Origin of the sequence: Chitinophaga oryzae, assembly GCF_012516375.2 — a bacterium.
GTDB lineage: Bacteria > Bacteroidota > Bacteroidia > Chitinophagales > Chitinophagaceae > Chitinophaga > Chitinophaga oryzae.
In genome coordinates this window covers 3,057,455-3,073,242 of the sequence record NZ_CP051204.2, presented here as the reverse complement: position 1 = coordinate 3,073,242, position 15,788 = coordinate 3,057,455, and the positions used below count along the sequence as shown (strand labels likewise).

Genomic DNA, 15,788 nt, shown 5'->3' with positions numbered 1-15,788 from the left:
TACTTTTCTCTTCCAGGGATAATCTTCCTAATCTCCTCCCAGATTATCCGGATGCTATCTGTTTAGCCGTTTGATCAACTTACCGATGGTGAATCCCTGAACAAGAATAGAAAACAGGACAACGATAAACGTAACCGGAACAATAACACCCTTATACTGGTTTGCCGGCAGCGAGAGCGCCAGGGCAATGGAAATGCCCCCTCTCAGGCCTCCCCAGGTCATTATGGCCAATGTTTTTGTGCCAAGCTGTTTTTTAAACCTGAACGCAACAGCAGGGATATAAAGCGAGATAAACCGGGCCAGGATTAATAATATGGTAGCCAGTATTCCGATGACCAGGTATTGCGTTTCAAAAGTCACCACCACTATCTCCAGGCCGATCAACATGAATAAAATCGCATTCAGGATTTCATCCGTCACCTCCCAGAATTTACCTAAATAATCCCGCGTAACATCACTCATGGCAAGCGCCTTCCCCCTGTTTCCGGTCATAATGCCGGCTACTACCATGGCCAGCGGCCCCGAAACATGGATATAGTGACAAAAGCTGTAGCCTCCCATCACCATCGCTATAGAAATAAGGATTTCTGTCTGAAAATGATCAATGGATTTCATCAGTTTATATCCGGCAAAACCGATAACCAGCCCCGCAAGGATGCCACCTACTGCCTCCTCCAAAAAGAGCAACCCAATATCGCCGGCACCAAAATTTTCCACACCTACTGCCGCTATCTGCAGCAAAGTAGCAAATATCACCACACCTATGCCATCATTAAAAAGGGACTCTCCGACAATATTTGTTTCAATCGTTTTGGACAGATTGGCCTTGGTTAATATCCCCATAACGGCTATCGGATCTGTAGGTGAGATCAGTGCACCAAAGAGCAGACAGTATATCATGGGTACGGGCTGCTGAAATAACAGCATTAACCCGTAGAGCGCGGCGCCCACCAGCATGGTGGAAACCAGTGTACCTACTACTGCAAAGACAGTAATACTCCTGGCTGACTTTCGCAAGTCAGCTACGTTAACATGAAGCGATCCGGCGAATAAAAGAAAACTCAACAAAATCCCCAGCAGGAATTCAGAGAAGTCGATCAATGCCAGTTTATCTTTTACAATTGTGCTGAAACCTGAAGAAAAATGTCCGGTGACAATTACTCCCAGCGACGCCATCGTGCCCATCAGCATCAGGCTGATGCCCGAAGGAAGTTTGATAAACTTAACGTTTATGTAAGAGAAGAAAGCTGCCAGCGTGATGAGCACCGAAAAAAGGATAAACAATTCCATGTCCTGCAGATTAGACTTTTAGTTAGCGATATAGGGTACGTTGTTTTTGCTATAGCAGAAAAAACAGTGTTTACATTTGCCATTCCCGGATGAGCAATACACCCTTGACAAACCATACTACTATCCTTTCCGGACCAGCGAATTTACAAAGCTTTTGCCAGAAGGAAGAATCTGCATCCGGGCTTCTGCGTGCATCGGCAGCTTTCCCCTTAAAACCCGAAAAATAGCCTGCTGCTTACAATTATTTAATATACAATGTCTGCAGGCCGCATTACCTTTGACCGGTACACCAGACTGCCAGTCTGCCTAAAAAGGCCTGTATGCATCCATCCACTTATACCAACCAGCTCGATAACCTGAGTGACGAAGCCTTGTTGGAGCAGTTCCGTCAGGGCAGCGCCGCTGCGTTTGAAGAACTATATAAGCGGTTCTGGGGAGTGCTCTATCTCCAGGCATACCGTATATTAATACACGAAGAAGATGCACAGGATATTGTGCAGGAAGTATTTACCACCCTGTGGACCAAAGGCAGAAGCATTGAGCTCTCCGGCTCCCTGGCAGCCTATTTATACGTAGCTACACGGAACAGGGTACTGAATATGCTGGCCTCCAAACGCACCTACCGTCACCACCTGTCTTCCCTGAAACAGTCCCTCTCCGCTGCTGATAACAATTCCCTGCAGTACATCACAGAAAAAGAAATTACGGTCCGCATGGAGCGGGAAATAAACGCCTTGCCCGCCAAAATGCGGGAAGTATTTGAGTTAAGCCGGAAATCGGCGCTTACCCATAAAGAAATAGCCCATCAGCTGCAATTGTCGCAGGAAACCGTCAAGAAACAAATCAGCAACGCCATTCGTACGCTCCGGCATAAAATGGCCCATTTCTCGCTTTTTTGCTGATCCGCCGTTAATTTTAAAATAATCTGCCGGCATCTACCCCTCTTTTTATTTTCATCTGTCTTATAGAAAAGGTACATGCCTTTTAATATGCCTATGCATGACATCAAAAAGCTGCTGAAAAAATATGTCGCCGGAAAATGTACGCCGGAAGAACAACGGTTGATAGAACAATGGTATCAGCAGGAAAGCGATGCCAGCAAAGCAGATACGTCCGGACTCCCTTTTGAGCACCTGGAAAAAAACATATGGCAAAAGGTGCAGCAACAAACAGCAGCGCCAGCAAAACGGGTGGCCATGCACCGGTATACGTTGCTCAGGATAGCAGCATTGCTGCTGCTGATAGCAGGCGCCGGTACGCTGATGTGGATGCGCCGGCCCGTCCGGGAAAACTGGCAGGAAGTATTTGCCCCGAAAACACAATCCCTGCAGCTGGTACTCGACGATGGCACACGGGTATGGCTAAACGCAGGCGGCGGAATGCGGTACCCCGCCCATTTCACAGGCGCAGACAGAAAGATAGAACTCCTGTCCGGCGAAATGTGCCTGGATGTAAAACAGGACCCGGCACACCCGTTTATGGTAAAATCAGAACAGATCAACATCCGGGTACTCGGTACGGTGTTTAATGTGCGCCATTACCCGCAACGGAATTTCCTCCAGGTAACCGTACAGCAGGGAAAAGTGGCTGTCCCGCTGGCCGGAAAGGAAGTCGTGCTGCTGCCTGATGAACAGGTAACCGTCCACACCGGCTCAGCTGCATTCAGCAAAGCCTCGGTAGACGGAACAGCCATAAACGGATGGACCACCGGCAAATTCCTGTTTAACAATGAAAGACTGGACGTAATCGCACTATCGCTCGAAAACAGGTACGGTATACAGATATCCTTTGCTGACAGCAGCCTCGCAGCCTATCGGATTACCGCCGGTATTGAGACGACGGATTCCCTGTCAGATGTACTGGATATGCTTTGCCTGGCGAATAAACTAAACTGCACCGCTAATGGCCAACATATTATTTTCCGAAAACAAATACACTAAAACCACCGCCTATGCCAGTTACATGAACTCATTAAAAAAGCCGGGGGAGGTAACCCCACCGGCCCGCTCCAGGAAAAAGATCAATGCGTAACGCCAATCACTTATTGATCTCTCCTGCTGGATTTTATTAACGATCTGATCAATTATTAAAACCCGTATAAAGGTATGAAAATTTATACCAGGATCCTTGCGTCCCTAACCCAACAGGCAATGAAAAAGGGAAGCAGGCTGTTTTTCCTTATGCTCATGTGCTCCCAGTTGTTGCTGGGCGCAGCTTCCAATGGCCAGTCGCCAGCCGGTGATGAAACCATCGACTACACTTTCTCCGGGCAATCGCTCAAAGAAGCGTTTGCCGTTATCCAGCAAAAAACAAACTACCTGTTTGTTTACAATGAACAGTTGATAGCACCTTACAAAGCAGGAAACCTGCAGGTAAGGCAGCAAACAGTGGCATGGACAGTCAACGAGTTGCTCCGTAATACCCGGCTGACTTATAAAATACAAAACAATAAAATAATCATCCTGGAAAAAGCGTCCGCGCCTCCTGCCCCCACGGTTTCCCCTGCCGCTCCTGCGGAAAAGATAAAAGGTAAAGTCACCGATGAAAAGGGTACGCCCCTACCCGGTGTAACCGTCGCCGTTAAAAACGCCGGCAGGGGCAACATCACCAACGATGAAGGCATCTTCTCCGTAGACGCCGCCGCTGGTGATGTACTGGTCTTTTCTATGTCCGGGTATATTCGCCGGGAGATAAGCATTTCCTCCGGCCAGCTGCCGGCGATCGTACTCCGGGAAGATGTAAAAGGACTGGAAGAAGTAGTGGTAGTAGGATATGGCACCCAAAAGAAACGGGATATCACCGGTTCCGTGTCCTCTGTAAAAGCACGTGACATTGCAGAACAACCTACTACCAACGCCGCGCAGGCATTGAAGGGCAAGGTGGCGGGCCTGGATGTGTTCAGCAGTGGCAATGAGCCCGGCGCCGGCGCCAATATACTGCTACGCGGCCAGCGTTCCATTAAAAACGACAACAGCCCGCTGATCGTATTGGATGGCATACCGATGGTCGGTGGTTTCAATGAAATCAACCCCAATGATATCGCTTCCATAGAAGTATTAAAAGACGCTTCCTCTACCGCCATCTATGGCTCCCGTGCCGCCAACGGCGTATTGATCATCACCACAAAAAGAGGTAAAGCAGGCAAAACAAATGTTGCCTATGACGCCTACTACGGTGTTACTGCCATCACCAGGAAACTGGACCTGATGAATGGAGAGCAGTTTGCCCAACTTCGCAGGGAAGCCGCCAGAACGGCCAATCCCAACAACAGTTATCCGGCTGACGCCACCCTCTTCGATGATATTGCACTGCGCTCCCTCGCGCTGGGACGGTCCACCGACTGGCAGGACCTTATTTATCATAACGGCGCCAAACAAAACCACCAGTTGTCGCTTACGGGCGGCAAGGAAAAAACGCAATTCGCCGTTTCCTTTAACTATTTCAGGGAAAAAGGGATTATAGACAAAACGGATTTTACACGGGGAGCCTTGCGTATTAACCTCGATCACCAGGTGAATAGTAGCATCAGGATGGGCGTATCCACCCTGGCCAGCATGTCTGCACAGAATATAACAGACAATACAGTATTCGACAACGCCCTGCGCTTAAACCCGCTGGGGATCCCTTACGACAGCACGGGTAAACTGTTGTTCCGTCCCAATAACGATGAAGGACAGCGGGTAAACCCATTAATGATTATCCAAAACACCATCAACCAGCGATATAAAACGCGCGTATTTGCCAGCATGTACGGAGAATGGGACATCTTCAGAGACCTCACCTACCGTTTGAATATAGGGCCGGAAATGGAAGCATCCAAAGAAGGCTACTTCAAAGGCGCCGAAACGGATGATAACCAGGGAGGAAATGCCACCGCGGGTTTGAGCAATTCAGATATGTTCTCTATAACGGTAGAGAATATACTGAAATACACCAAACAATTGTCAAAATCGCAACGGCTGGGCATCACCTTATTGCAAAGCTCCCAGCAGCAAACAGTCAACAGTTCCGGGATCAAAGCCAACAAGTTGCCTTATGAAACCCAAAGTTACCACAACCTGGAAACGGCAGGCGAAGTAACCGGTATCACCAGCGACTACCGCAAATCACTGTTACTGTCCTACATGGCTCGTATCAATTACGATTATAAAAACCGGTACCTTCTCACGATCACCGGCAGAGCAGACGGCTCCTCCGTTTTTGCCGCCGGCCATAAATGGGGGTACTTCCCTTCCGCCGCCGTCGCCTGGCGCATCGATGCCGAACCATTTATGCAGTCGCTGCGCAAAATAAACACCTTAAAACTGCGGCTCAGCTACGGCAGCACCGGCTTTAACGGCATTCTTCCCTATGGCACTTTCAGTACGCTCAAAAAAAGCAGCTATGCTTTTGGAGAAACAGGGATGAATGGCTTTCAACCCGCCACCATCGCCAATCCTAATCTCAAATGGGAATCTACTACCTCCCTGAATGCCGGGATCGATTTCGGCTTTTTCAATGACCGTATTACCGGTACCGTTGAACATTATATTGCCAACACCAAAAACATCCTGCTGAAAAGAAGTATCCCCGGCAGCAGCGGTTATACGGAAGTACTGCAAAACATCGGCGCTACCCGCAACAGCGGATGGGAAGTAACCCTGTCGACCGTAAACATCAATAACGACAACGGTTTTCAATGGACTACCGACCTGAATTTCTCTGCCAACAAGAACCAGATCGTTCAGCTGTACGGAGACGGAAAAGACGATGTCGGCAACCAATGGTTTATCGGTCAGCCGATCAAAGTGTTTTATGATTACAGGAAAACAGGCATCTGGCAAACCAGCGAGGCGGCCACAGCGAAGGAATATGGCACCAAACCCGGACAAATAAAACTGCTGGACAAAAACGGAGATAAGCAATACAGTGACCAGGACCGCATGATCCTCGGTTCTGAGTTTCCCGGATGGATTGGGGGTATGGCCAACCGCTTCTCCTATAAGGGGCTGGAGTTAAACATCGTCATCAATACCCGTCAGCACTACCTGATCTATTCCCGGTGGTTTGAAAATAACAACCGGCTGGCCGGCAGGTATAACAACATCCATGCAGACTACTGGACACCGGAAAATCCTGCCAATGACAATCCCCGTCCCGATAAAAACCAGGAAAGCGTATACCTCGGTTCAACGCTCGCCTATAAAGATGCCAGCTTCATAAGAGTAAAAAACCTGGCGTTGGCTTACTCGCTTCCGCCATTGTGGTTGCAGCGGGCTGCCATCAAAACCTTAAAAATCACCCTGAGCGCCGAAAATCCATTTACGATCACCCACTACAAAGGCCAGGACCCGGAATTTGAATCAGACGGTACCCGCGCCATGTACCCTACGGTAAAAATGTATGCCATCGGCCTCAATGCTGCTTTCTAATGATTAAAAAAACAGGTTATGTTATTTATTAAACCGCTTCATATAATTACTGCCATATCTCTTAGCTGCTTGTTTTTCACGTCCTGCAGCCTGGATGAAAAAGATCTGTACAAACCGGTGCCGGAAGCTATCTACAGCACTCCTGCCGGCATTGCCAACGGCGTTACCGGGGTGTACAGCAAACTGAGAGGACTATACGGCTCTCAGAAGGGATTTACCGTCACCACCATGGGCACCGATCTTTTCCAGCACGGAAAAGACGGAGGATATAAGTTCATGGACGACTATTCCTCCGCGCTCAACCCCGCTGACGACTATCTGAATGCTATATGGAACGATTGTTATGCAGGCATTAATGCTGCCAACACCGTCCTTGACAGGATAGACCAGGTGGCGATGGATGATAAGCTCAAAAACCAGTATAAGGCAGAAACACGTTTTTTACGGGCGCATTACTACTACTGGCTGACGCTCCAATTTGGGGACGTGGTGTATTCCGCCCATGAAACCAAAGGCGTGGTAACAGATGCCGGCAGAACTGCCAAAGAAGACATCTGGAAAAAGATGCTGGAAGATACACAGTATGCCGTCGATCAACTGGGCTGGACATCTCCGGAGTACGGGCGCATTACCAAAGGCGCTGCCCTTCATCAGCTGGCAAAAATTAAACTGCTGCTGAAAGATAATGACGGTGCTGCCGCCGCTGCGATAAAAGTAATTAACGAAGGTCCTTATCAGCTGGTAAAGACTTACAGCGGGGTATTTGATTACAACAATCAGCGAAATACAGAAATTGTATTCGCCGTACAATACCTCAACAACGCCCTGTTTAATGACGATGGTAACCAGGGGCATGCCTTCTTTACGCCTGCCTATGATCAGTACCCGGGTTTAAAACGCGACCTGGAACAAGGCGGACGCCCTTACACCCGTTTCAGGCCTACTGCTTTTTTCCGGGAGCTGTTCGATCAGAATGATGCCCGTTTTGACGTCACCTTCCGCTATACCTGGACCTACAACAATACCGCTACACTACCGCCCGGAAAAAAGACAGGTGACACCGTAGTATGGCAACTCTCACCCGGCGTCACTTCTGTGATTGCCCCGAACAATGACAACATGCACTGGGGCATCAAAAAACATGACGATCCTACCCGTGCCAGCGTACAGGCGCTCAACGGGTTCCGCGATTTTTTTGTGTACCGCTTTTCAGAAACGTACCTGCTGGCTGCCGAAGCATTGATACTGGCCGGAAAACCCAATGATGCACTGCCCTATTTCAATGCTGTCAGGACCAGGGCCGCCAAACCAGGCAAACAGTTGCCGGAGGTGACCGCCGCACAGCTGAACATAGACCAGCTCCTCGATGAACGCGCACGGGAACTGGGCGGGGAAGGTATGCGATGGATGGACCTTGCCCGCACCGGTAAGCTGATAGAGAGAGTGAAGAAGTACAATCCCAATGCGGTGAACATCAAAGACCATCATGTATTACGCCCTATCCCGCAAGCGCAGATAGATCTGTCCACCGTTAACTTCCCTCAGAACAAGGGATATTTTTAATTTAAAAAACACGCATCAATGAAACGCAGTCTCTTTATTGCACTGATATTTTGCAGCATCCGGGGCACCCTTCAGGCGCAAACACCGCCACCTTCACCTGAAAAAATTGATCTTATATTAGAAGACTTCACCCAACACCCGGAGCGGATACTGGTGACCGCTCACCGGTTAGCCCACACCAACTACCCGGAAAATTCCCTGGGCGCCCTTCAAGAGGCGATCAGGCAGGGTATTGATATCGCGGAACTGGACATACGGCTCACCAAAGACAGCGTACTGGTGCTCATGCATGATAAAACCATTACCCGCACCACGGGGCGGAAAGGAAATGTCAGCAGCTATACCTACGCAGAACTGCAGCAGTTTCCATTGCTGCACAACGGTCAACCGACAACTGAGAGGATCCCCTCTTTCAAAGATGCACTATTACTGGCGAAAGGTCAGATTATGATAGATGTGGACTTCAAAGCCGATAGTGAAGAAGCTGCGCGGATCGCCTATGAACTGATAAGATCTACCGGTACCACACGGCAGGTCCTCTTCTTCATCTATGACTACAAGGACGCCACTTTTCTGCGCCGTCTTGATAAACAGGTGCCCGTCATGCCCCGGGCGCATGATGCCACAGAAACGGCTGCCATCCTTAAGATGGACAAGTTTCCCGTTGTACATGTGGACGAGTCTTTTACAGACAGCCTGATGAACAATATCCGCAAAGCAGGATCACGAGTATGGATCAACGCGCTGGGCGATTTTGATGCCATGGAGAGAGTGGCCGAAAATACCGGCTTCGACCTGTTGCTCTCAAAGTATAAATATGCGAATGTTATACAGACCGATTTACCGGAGATGCTGCTGCGGTATTTAAGAAAAAAGGGACTACATCAGTAATAACAGCCAGGGCTTCATCCGCTATTGTCAGAAGAAGCCCTGGCTGTTACAATTTAAGACGTGCTCTTTCACGGTAAATCAATCCAGACAGTACCCTTTACAGGGGTATAATTCAGCATCAGGTTATTTTGACTTTCAGGTCCCATTTGCGCTGCATTCTGAAACTTGGTACCAATAGGAGCAATAGCGCTCAGAAAGCCAATATCCCCCTCAGGAAAGGCCGGATGGGTGTTGTTATTAGATGCGCCTTTGGGTGCCTGTGGCCTGAATACCTGTAAAAACGTACCGGCATTGCCGGTATAAAAAGTAACAGGTTGTTCCGTGGTATGAAACGTAGCCTGGTATACATTGGCATGATACCCTTTAAACTCGGGGTACACCCAGCTTTCACCTGTTACCGTATTATTATAGGCTTTATACCAGCTGCCAAATAAATTTCCGTGTAACCGGTTTTTCCATACGCGGTAGGGACCATCACCCTGCCACGACAGCCCTGTTACCTTTTCCTCCGGATAGCGGAAGGTGATCCCGCTAAAAGCAGCTTCTCCTTTAAAACTGTAGCTATAATCCAGTTTTACCGGCACGCCCGGCTGGAAAGTCCATTTTACCTGCAGGAAGCCATTGCCCTCATACCGCGCCCAAACAAAAAATCCGCTGGAATCGGCACCTGACCTGAACTCTTTTAATTGTTGAGGAATCCCCGCCAGCACCGGGCCGCCGCTTAAAGATATCTTTCCTTTAGGCGTAAGTATCTGTAATAACAGCCCGCTGGTACGACTGAAATAATAGACACCCTTGCCATTATCTACTGCAAGCGTATCGTTTCCTGATACCACATTCATCTTGCCGACTGGCGCCGAAAACTGTCGTACTACATCGGCTGGCGATTGCAGAGGCCAGCTACGGGTAATAATTTCACGCCCATGATGATCCCAGGCTGTAACCTGTAAAGCATCTGCCTCCTGCCAGCCGGCAGGCAACTGTAATGACAAAAAACCTTTCGTGTGTGGCGCCAGATCGGGTGGGTTGATCGTACCGGTGGCCAGCGTGTCTGTTTTTTCTTTTCTACCGGCTGACGGGAACCGCAGCAATTGCCAACCGAATCGGCATTGGGCCAGTGACGTATAGTCATAGCGGTTCTCGACAGGAACAAGGCCGTTAAAGCTGGTGGTGATAGCGGACAAGGTTATATGTACCGGCGACCAGATTTCCCGGATGGTATAAAAACTCCCTTCTTTTTCACGGTGTGGGCCCAGAATTCCATCGGGGGCATGGTTGCCATCGGTATCCATCAACCCGTTTTTATCGGTACGCACCAGACCTTCATCGGCAAACGCCCAGAGAAAACCACCTGCCCCACGAGGGTGCAGCAGCATGCGTTGCCAGAAATCAGCCAGCCCTGCTCCCATACCTCCGTCATACAGGCCATGCATAAACTCCGTTGGCAAATAAATGTCCTGGTCATATAAACTTGCATTGACCAGGTAATTAAAGTCAGGATAATGTTTGGTATCCACGCCATTGTACCTTTCCCAGGGGTGCAATACCGGACGTTTTTGTGGGTCATACTTTGCATAATCGCCATCCAGCGTCCTGTTAAAGCCACCTTCATTACCATTATCCCACGCAATTACTGAAGGATGATTAACATCCCGTTCCACTAATTCCTTTACGAGTTTGCGCCCTACGATGGTGTCGTATGCTGCCTGCCACCCGGTCAGTTCATCCAGCACAAATAACCCCAGCGAATCGCAGACATCCAGAAAATGCACATCCGGCGGGTAATGAGACATTCTCACCGCATTCATGTTCATATCCTTCATGAGATTTACGTCCTGGATGCTGATAGCTTTGCTAAGCGTTCTCCCTGTTTCGGGCCAGGCACTGTGCCGGTTAACACCTTTAAAAATAACTTTCACATCATTTACATATATACCATCGTGTGGTCTGATTTCAATAGTACGGAAACCAAAGGGCTGTGTGATACGGTGAATGGTTTGGTTGCCCTTTTTTATTTCTATCACCGCCTGATAACGATTGGGCGCTTCTGCGCTCCAGGTGGCCGGATGGTCAACAGATTGTGTAATAGTGTATGCATTGGTGTTATTCCCCGGCACAGCTACTGCTTCCTTCACGGCTTTACCGGCCATCGTCTGTACCTGTGCGCTGATCGTATACTCCCCGGACAGCGCGGTCGTATAGGCGTGTACGGTAAACTGACCTTTTGCCGTAGCATCGATCGCCACGCGATCGATATGCACTAGTGGTTTTACCTCCAGGAACACAGGCCGGTAAATGCCGCCCAACACCCAGAAATCGCCGTTGCGCTCAGCGTTGTTGACACCCGCATTCGCCGACATCTTGTTTACTTTCACTTCCAGCAGGTTACTGCCGTTATGCAACAATTTGCTGATGTCATATCTGAAACGGTAAAAACCACCCTGATGTACCGGTCCCGCAAGTTTACCGTTTATCTTCACTTCGGCGTCTGTCATCACCCCTTCAAAAACAATATCCACCCGTCTTTCACGCCAGTTCTCCGGTGCGGTGAACCGGTAGCGGTACAGACCGTACTCGTCCGTCTTCACCTTGTCGTGGCCATAGTTGTAGCTGCCAAACCCCTGCTGCTCCCAGTTGGACGGAACGGCAATAGTCGTCCACTGCCCCTTGCGCTGCCCTCCGGAACAATAAAAGTCCCATGTTACCGTATGATCTTTGTCCGTACCCGAGAGGTATTGATATTGGTTTTCCTGAGCCGTGGCTGTCTGCAGGCAAAGAATACCCGTAAACAGCAATAGAAGTCTTGCTGACATAAGTGGAATTTTAAAATGATGCTAAAAATAGAAAAAGAAATGAGGATTTAACATGTCTGATAACCGGATTATCAGATATCGACCACTCATAGTGTCTTTAATGTTAAATCATAAGTATTTGACCGCGTCTTTATTGCAGTATGAAAAAAGATACTTATCTTTTAATGAAATTTATCAACTTTAAAACAGCAGACATTATGAAACTCAGGTATCTGACAACTTCCGCCATGGCAATTGGGCTATTTTTCATGATTGCTTGTAAAAGCAAACCGAAAGATTCGGAAATCATGAAGACTGCCAGTACCGCAGTTCAATCTATTCCCGGAGTAACTGCCGATGTAAAAGAAGGAGTAGTAACATTATCCGGTACAGTAAGTACTGAAGAAGAAAAAGCATCTGCTGAAAATGCAGTTAAGTCTGTAAAAGATGTTAAGAGCGTAGTGAATAACATCACGGTGACGCCTCCTCCTCCACCTGCAGCCCCTGTAGCAGTAACGGCAGACGATTCCCTCAAAACAGCAGTAGCTGATGTGGTAAAAGATTTCCCTGGCGTAAAAGTAGAAGTAAAAGATGGCGTATTAACGGTTACCGGCGAAGAGAAAGCAGCTCGTTGGAAAACCTTAAAGATGGCATTAGATGCATTACATCCTAAAAAGGTAGATGCAAAAGGTCTGAAAATAAAATAAGTCATTCCATTTTAAACTAGCATATTTATGGCATTACAGGATAAATACAAAGATTTGCTGGATACAGCGAAAGCATCCGGCGTTTCAGATCTGCAAGTGGCAGAACTGGATGGCGTATTGCACATTAATGGCACTGCTCCCAGCGGCGATGTTAAAGATAAACTTTGGAATATCTACGGACAGATAGATCCGAACTTTCTTACCGGAGATGTTGTAATGGATATTGAGGTAGCTACCGCAGTAGCCGGAGCTAAAGTGAAAGTAATCACTGAATCAACCAATCTCAATATTCGCAAAGGGCCGGGAACAGATCAGCCAATCGTTGGAAAGGCTGCACATAATGAAATCGTTACACTCATCAGTAAAATGAATGAGCAATGGTGGTTAATTCGTACAGATGGCGGTGCTGAGGGGTATTCTTATGCGCAATATTTACAACCTGTCTGATGACTATCCAAAAGAACAAAAATGTGATTTTGAAAAGTTGACGGTTAAATAATTATCCCGGTTGTCTTTGGCGACCGGGATTTTTCGTTTCATGTACACATTCAGGCGTCTTAAAGCTGAGTGCCGGATGTGGTCTTTTGCTGTTATAAACTCTGATGGCCTGCCCGAAGTTGCAATTTACAATTGCACCCGCAGCACAAGAGCAAGATGCCGGTCATAACGGCATATAACCGGCATTTTCATTAACCTGGTATAATGCCGCCTACTCCGTAGCCGGAGGAGCGTAAGAACAATCGGGTGCTGATTCGCAACCGGCAGGAGTAGCGCAGTCACCCACAACATGACCTGCATGTTGCCTTTAACCGCTATAGCAGAAAGAGTGATCACGGGCAGAGTTATTAACGCCTGCATCCATAACAGGAAAATAGTCAGCGAAAAAGCCGCGCAAAAAAAATGGCTGTCAGTATAATCCATTCACTAATACAAAGCCGCATCTATTCAGTGGAATATGGGCAAGGAAGGGTACCGGCACTTCGGCCAAACAAAAAAGGCCCTCTTCCGAGAGCCTTTTCCTTTTGGTAGTTTCTTGTGCCCAGAACAGGAATCGAACCTGCACTCCGTTGCCGAAACAAGATTTTGAGTCTAGCGCGTCTACCAATTCCGCCATCTGGGCAATCTTTTTCAAGACCTTTTCCGCGTCAAGCGGGATGCAAATGTAGAAAAACTTTTTTTAATCCACAAAATATATTTTTAAAAATATGTTCGTGTAATCCGCCCGGTTACAACGGCATTAAAAATTACAGTAAATTCAAAGATGGAAAAAAGGATTTCAATAGGGCTCATCCGCGAAGAGAAACAACCACACGACAACCGCGTGGCTTTCACTCCCCGGCAGTGCCAGTGGATCATGGAACATTACCCCCAGGTGGAAGTACTGGTACAACCCTCACCGCACCGCTGTTTCAGGGATGAAGAATACCGGAAAGCGGGCATCACGCTGCAGGAAGACCTCAGCGGCTGCGCGCTGCTGCTCGGTATCAAAGAGGTGCCGCCGGAGTTCCTGGTCGCGGGCAAGACCTACCTTTTTTTCAGCCACACCAAGAAAAAACAACCGCACAACCGACATATGCTGCAGGTGATCCTGGAAAAAAACATCACGCTGATCGATTACGAATGCCTCGTACATCCGGACGGACAGCGCATCCTCGGCTTCGGCTTCTTCGCCGGCGTAGTCGGCGCCCATAACGGACTGCTGGCCCTCGGCAGGAAAACAAACGCCTTCTCCTTCAAACCGGTACATACCTGCCACGATTTCCAGGAACTGATCACGCATTATTTTGGCGTGAAACTGCCACCGATGAAAATTGTGGTGACCGGCTCCGGCCGCGTGGCCGCGGGCGTGCTGGAGATCATGGGACTGCTCGGCATCAAGTATATCCCGCCGGAAGAGTACCTGGTCAACCAATACGCGTACCCCGTTTACACGCAACTGAAAGCGGGTGAACTGTACCTGCGGAAAAACGACAAGACCTATAGCCGTGCCGATTTCCACGCACATCCGGAAGCCTATGAATGCCGCTTCCTCCCCTATGTCACCGTCAGCGATGTGCTGATGAACGGCATCTACTGGGACCATAACATCCCTCCCCTGTTCAACGCGGCTGACCTTAAAAAAGAGAACTTCCGCATCAAAGTGATCGCGGATATCACCGACGACACCAATGGCTCCGTTCCCTGCAACCTGGGCGACAGTACCATCGACGACCCGGTGTACGGCGTCGTCAAAGAAACGATGGAACAAACAGCCCCCTATCTCCCGGATACGGTAGACATGATGTGCGTCAGCAATCTGCCCAACGAACTGCCCCGGGATGCTTCCCAGTACTTCGGCGACCAGATCATGAAATATGTTTTTGAGGAACTACTGAAAGAACACAGCACCATGATCGAAAAGGCGACCATCGCGGCCGGAGGCACGCTCACTCAGCATTATGCGTACCTGGAAGATTATGTACACCCGCTATAACTTCAGGTAATAGGGCCGTAACAACGCTTCAAAAGCAGGAGTGTAACGGTTGTTTTCATCGTAAACAGACAATTCAGAAGTATCGGTATCACCCGCGGTTTTGCTGAAAATGCCCACCGCACGGAAATACCCGTGTCTCACACTCTGTTTCACCATCAATACTTTCCGGAGATGATAGCCTTTTGCGGATGCCAGCCCCCGGAAGACTTCAAACTCCACATAAGGCAACAACACCGAACACTCCCCTCCCGGCGCCAACTGCCGGTCTATCACGGTCAACAGCTCCCCGTACCCCAGGTTGGTGGCATGCATGGCCTGGTCCTTCTGCGCGTGACCGCTCTTTAACGCCGCTTCATAAAAAGGCGGGTTGGTAATAATAAAATCGTACGGCGTACCCTCCGGCATTTTTCGTATATCCTGCTGCGTTAGCACCAGCCGGTCGGCCCACGGCGAGGCCTGAAAATTGGCAGCCGCCTGCGTCGCAGCGGCAGGGTCCAACTCCACGGCGGTAACGGGCACGGATACCTGCTGCGCCAGCATCAGGCTCAGCAGCCCTGTACCGGCGCCGATGTCCAGTATAGCCGACACCGTTATAGCGCCGGAAGCCAGGTACTGCGCCGTGAAAGCGCCCTGTATGCACGCATCGGTACACACCTTCATA

Annotated in this window: 11 protein-coding genes and 1 tRNA gene; 8 read left to right on the top strand and 4 right to left on the bottom strand. The window is 49.0% G+C overall.

Annotated features, from left to right (window positions below):
* Positions 1-54: 54 nt before the first annotated feature.
* Positions 55-1,290: a cation:proton antiporter gene (locus HF324_RS12850; protein ID WP_168859940.1), complete on the bottom strand. Its 1,236-nt coding sequence runs from the start codon at positions 1,288-1,290 to the stop codon at positions 55-57.
* Positions 1,291-1,610: 320 nt separating this feature from the next.
* On the opposite strand from HF324_RS12850, the gene HF324_RS12845 reads away from it, so the two are divergent.
* From HF324_RS12845 to HF324_RS12825, 5 genes are all read left to right on the top strand, one after another.
* Positions 1,611-2,192, top strand: coding sequence for an RNA polymerase sigma factor (locus HF324_RS12845; protein WP_168859939.1), 582 nt, complete (start codon positions 1,611-1,613; stop codon positions 2,190-2,192).
* A gap of 93 nt (positions 2,193-2,285) precedes the next feature.
* On the top strand, positions 2,286-3,230 hold the full coding sequence (locus tag HF324_RS12840; protein ID WP_168859938.1) for a FecR family protein: 945 nt from the start codon (positions 2,286-2,288) through the stop codon (positions 3,228-3,230).
* Positions 3,231-3,440: 210 nt separating this feature from the next.
* Entirely contained in the window at positions 3,441-6,701 is a 3,261-nt protein-coding gene (locus tag HF324_RS12835) for a TonB-dependent receptor (protein WP_168859937.1), read from the top strand.
* A gap of 69 nt (positions 6,702-6,770) precedes the next feature.
* Complete coding sequence (locus HF324_RS12830; RefSeq protein ID WP_168859936.1) at positions 6,771-8,264, top strand: RagB/SusD family nutrient uptake outer membrane protein; 1,494 nt, start codon at positions 6,771-6,773, stop codon at positions 8,262-8,264.
* Between the two features lie 18 nt (positions 8,265-8,282).
* On the top strand, positions 8,283-9,155 hold the full coding sequence (locus HF324_RS12825; RefSeq protein WP_168859935.1) for a glycerophosphodiester phosphodiesterase family protein: 873 nt from the start codon (positions 8,283-8,285) through the stop codon (positions 9,153-9,155).
* A gap of 68 nt (positions 9,156-9,223) precedes the next feature.
* On the opposite strand, the gene HF324_RS12820 is transcribed toward HF324_RS12825, so the two are convergent.
* A complete protein-coding gene (locus HF324_RS12820; RefSeq protein ID WP_168859934.1) occupies positions 9,224-11,968 on the bottom strand; it encodes a glycoside hydrolase family 2 protein in 2,745 nt (914 codons plus the stop codon).
* Positions 11,969-12,108: 140 nt separating this feature from the next.
* Between HF324_RS12820 and HF324_RS12815 the strand changes: the two genes are divergently transcribed.
* On the top strand, positions 12,109-12,654 hold the full coding sequence (locus HF324_RS12815; RefSeq protein WP_220100737.1) for a BON domain-containing protein: 546 nt from the start codon (positions 12,109-12,111) through the stop codon (positions 12,652-12,654).
* A gap of 27 nt (positions 12,655-12,681) precedes the next feature.
* Complete coding sequence (locus tag HF324_RS12810) at positions 12,682-13,101, top strand: SH3 domain-containing protein (RefSeq protein WP_168802844.1); 420 nt, start codon at positions 12,682-12,684, stop codon at positions 13,099-13,101.
* A 589-nt stretch (positions 13,102-13,690) separates the two neighbouring features.
* Here the strand turns inward: HF324_RS12810 and HF324_RS12805 are convergent.
* Positions 13,691-13,774 (bottom strand) — tRNA-Leu (locus tag HF324_RS12805).
* A 141-nt stretch (positions 13,775-13,915) separates the two neighbouring features.
* On the opposite strand from HF324_RS12805, the gene HF324_RS12800 reads away from it, so the two are divergent.
* Entirely contained in the window at positions 13,916-15,127 is a 1,212-nt protein-coding gene (locus HF324_RS12800; RefSeq protein ID WP_168802843.1) for an NAD(P)-dependent oxidoreductase, read from the top strand.
* Here HF324_RS12800 and HF324_RS12795 read toward each other — a convergent pair.
* Complete coding sequence (locus HF324_RS12795; RefSeq protein WP_168859933.1) at positions 15,122-15,787, bottom strand: tRNA1(Val) (adenine(37)-N6)-methyltransferase; 666 nt, start codon at positions 15,785-15,787, stop codon at positions 15,122-15,124. The genes HF324_RS12800 and HF324_RS12795 overlap by 6 nt on opposite strands.
* Between the last annotated feature and the right edge of the window lies 1 nt (position 15,788).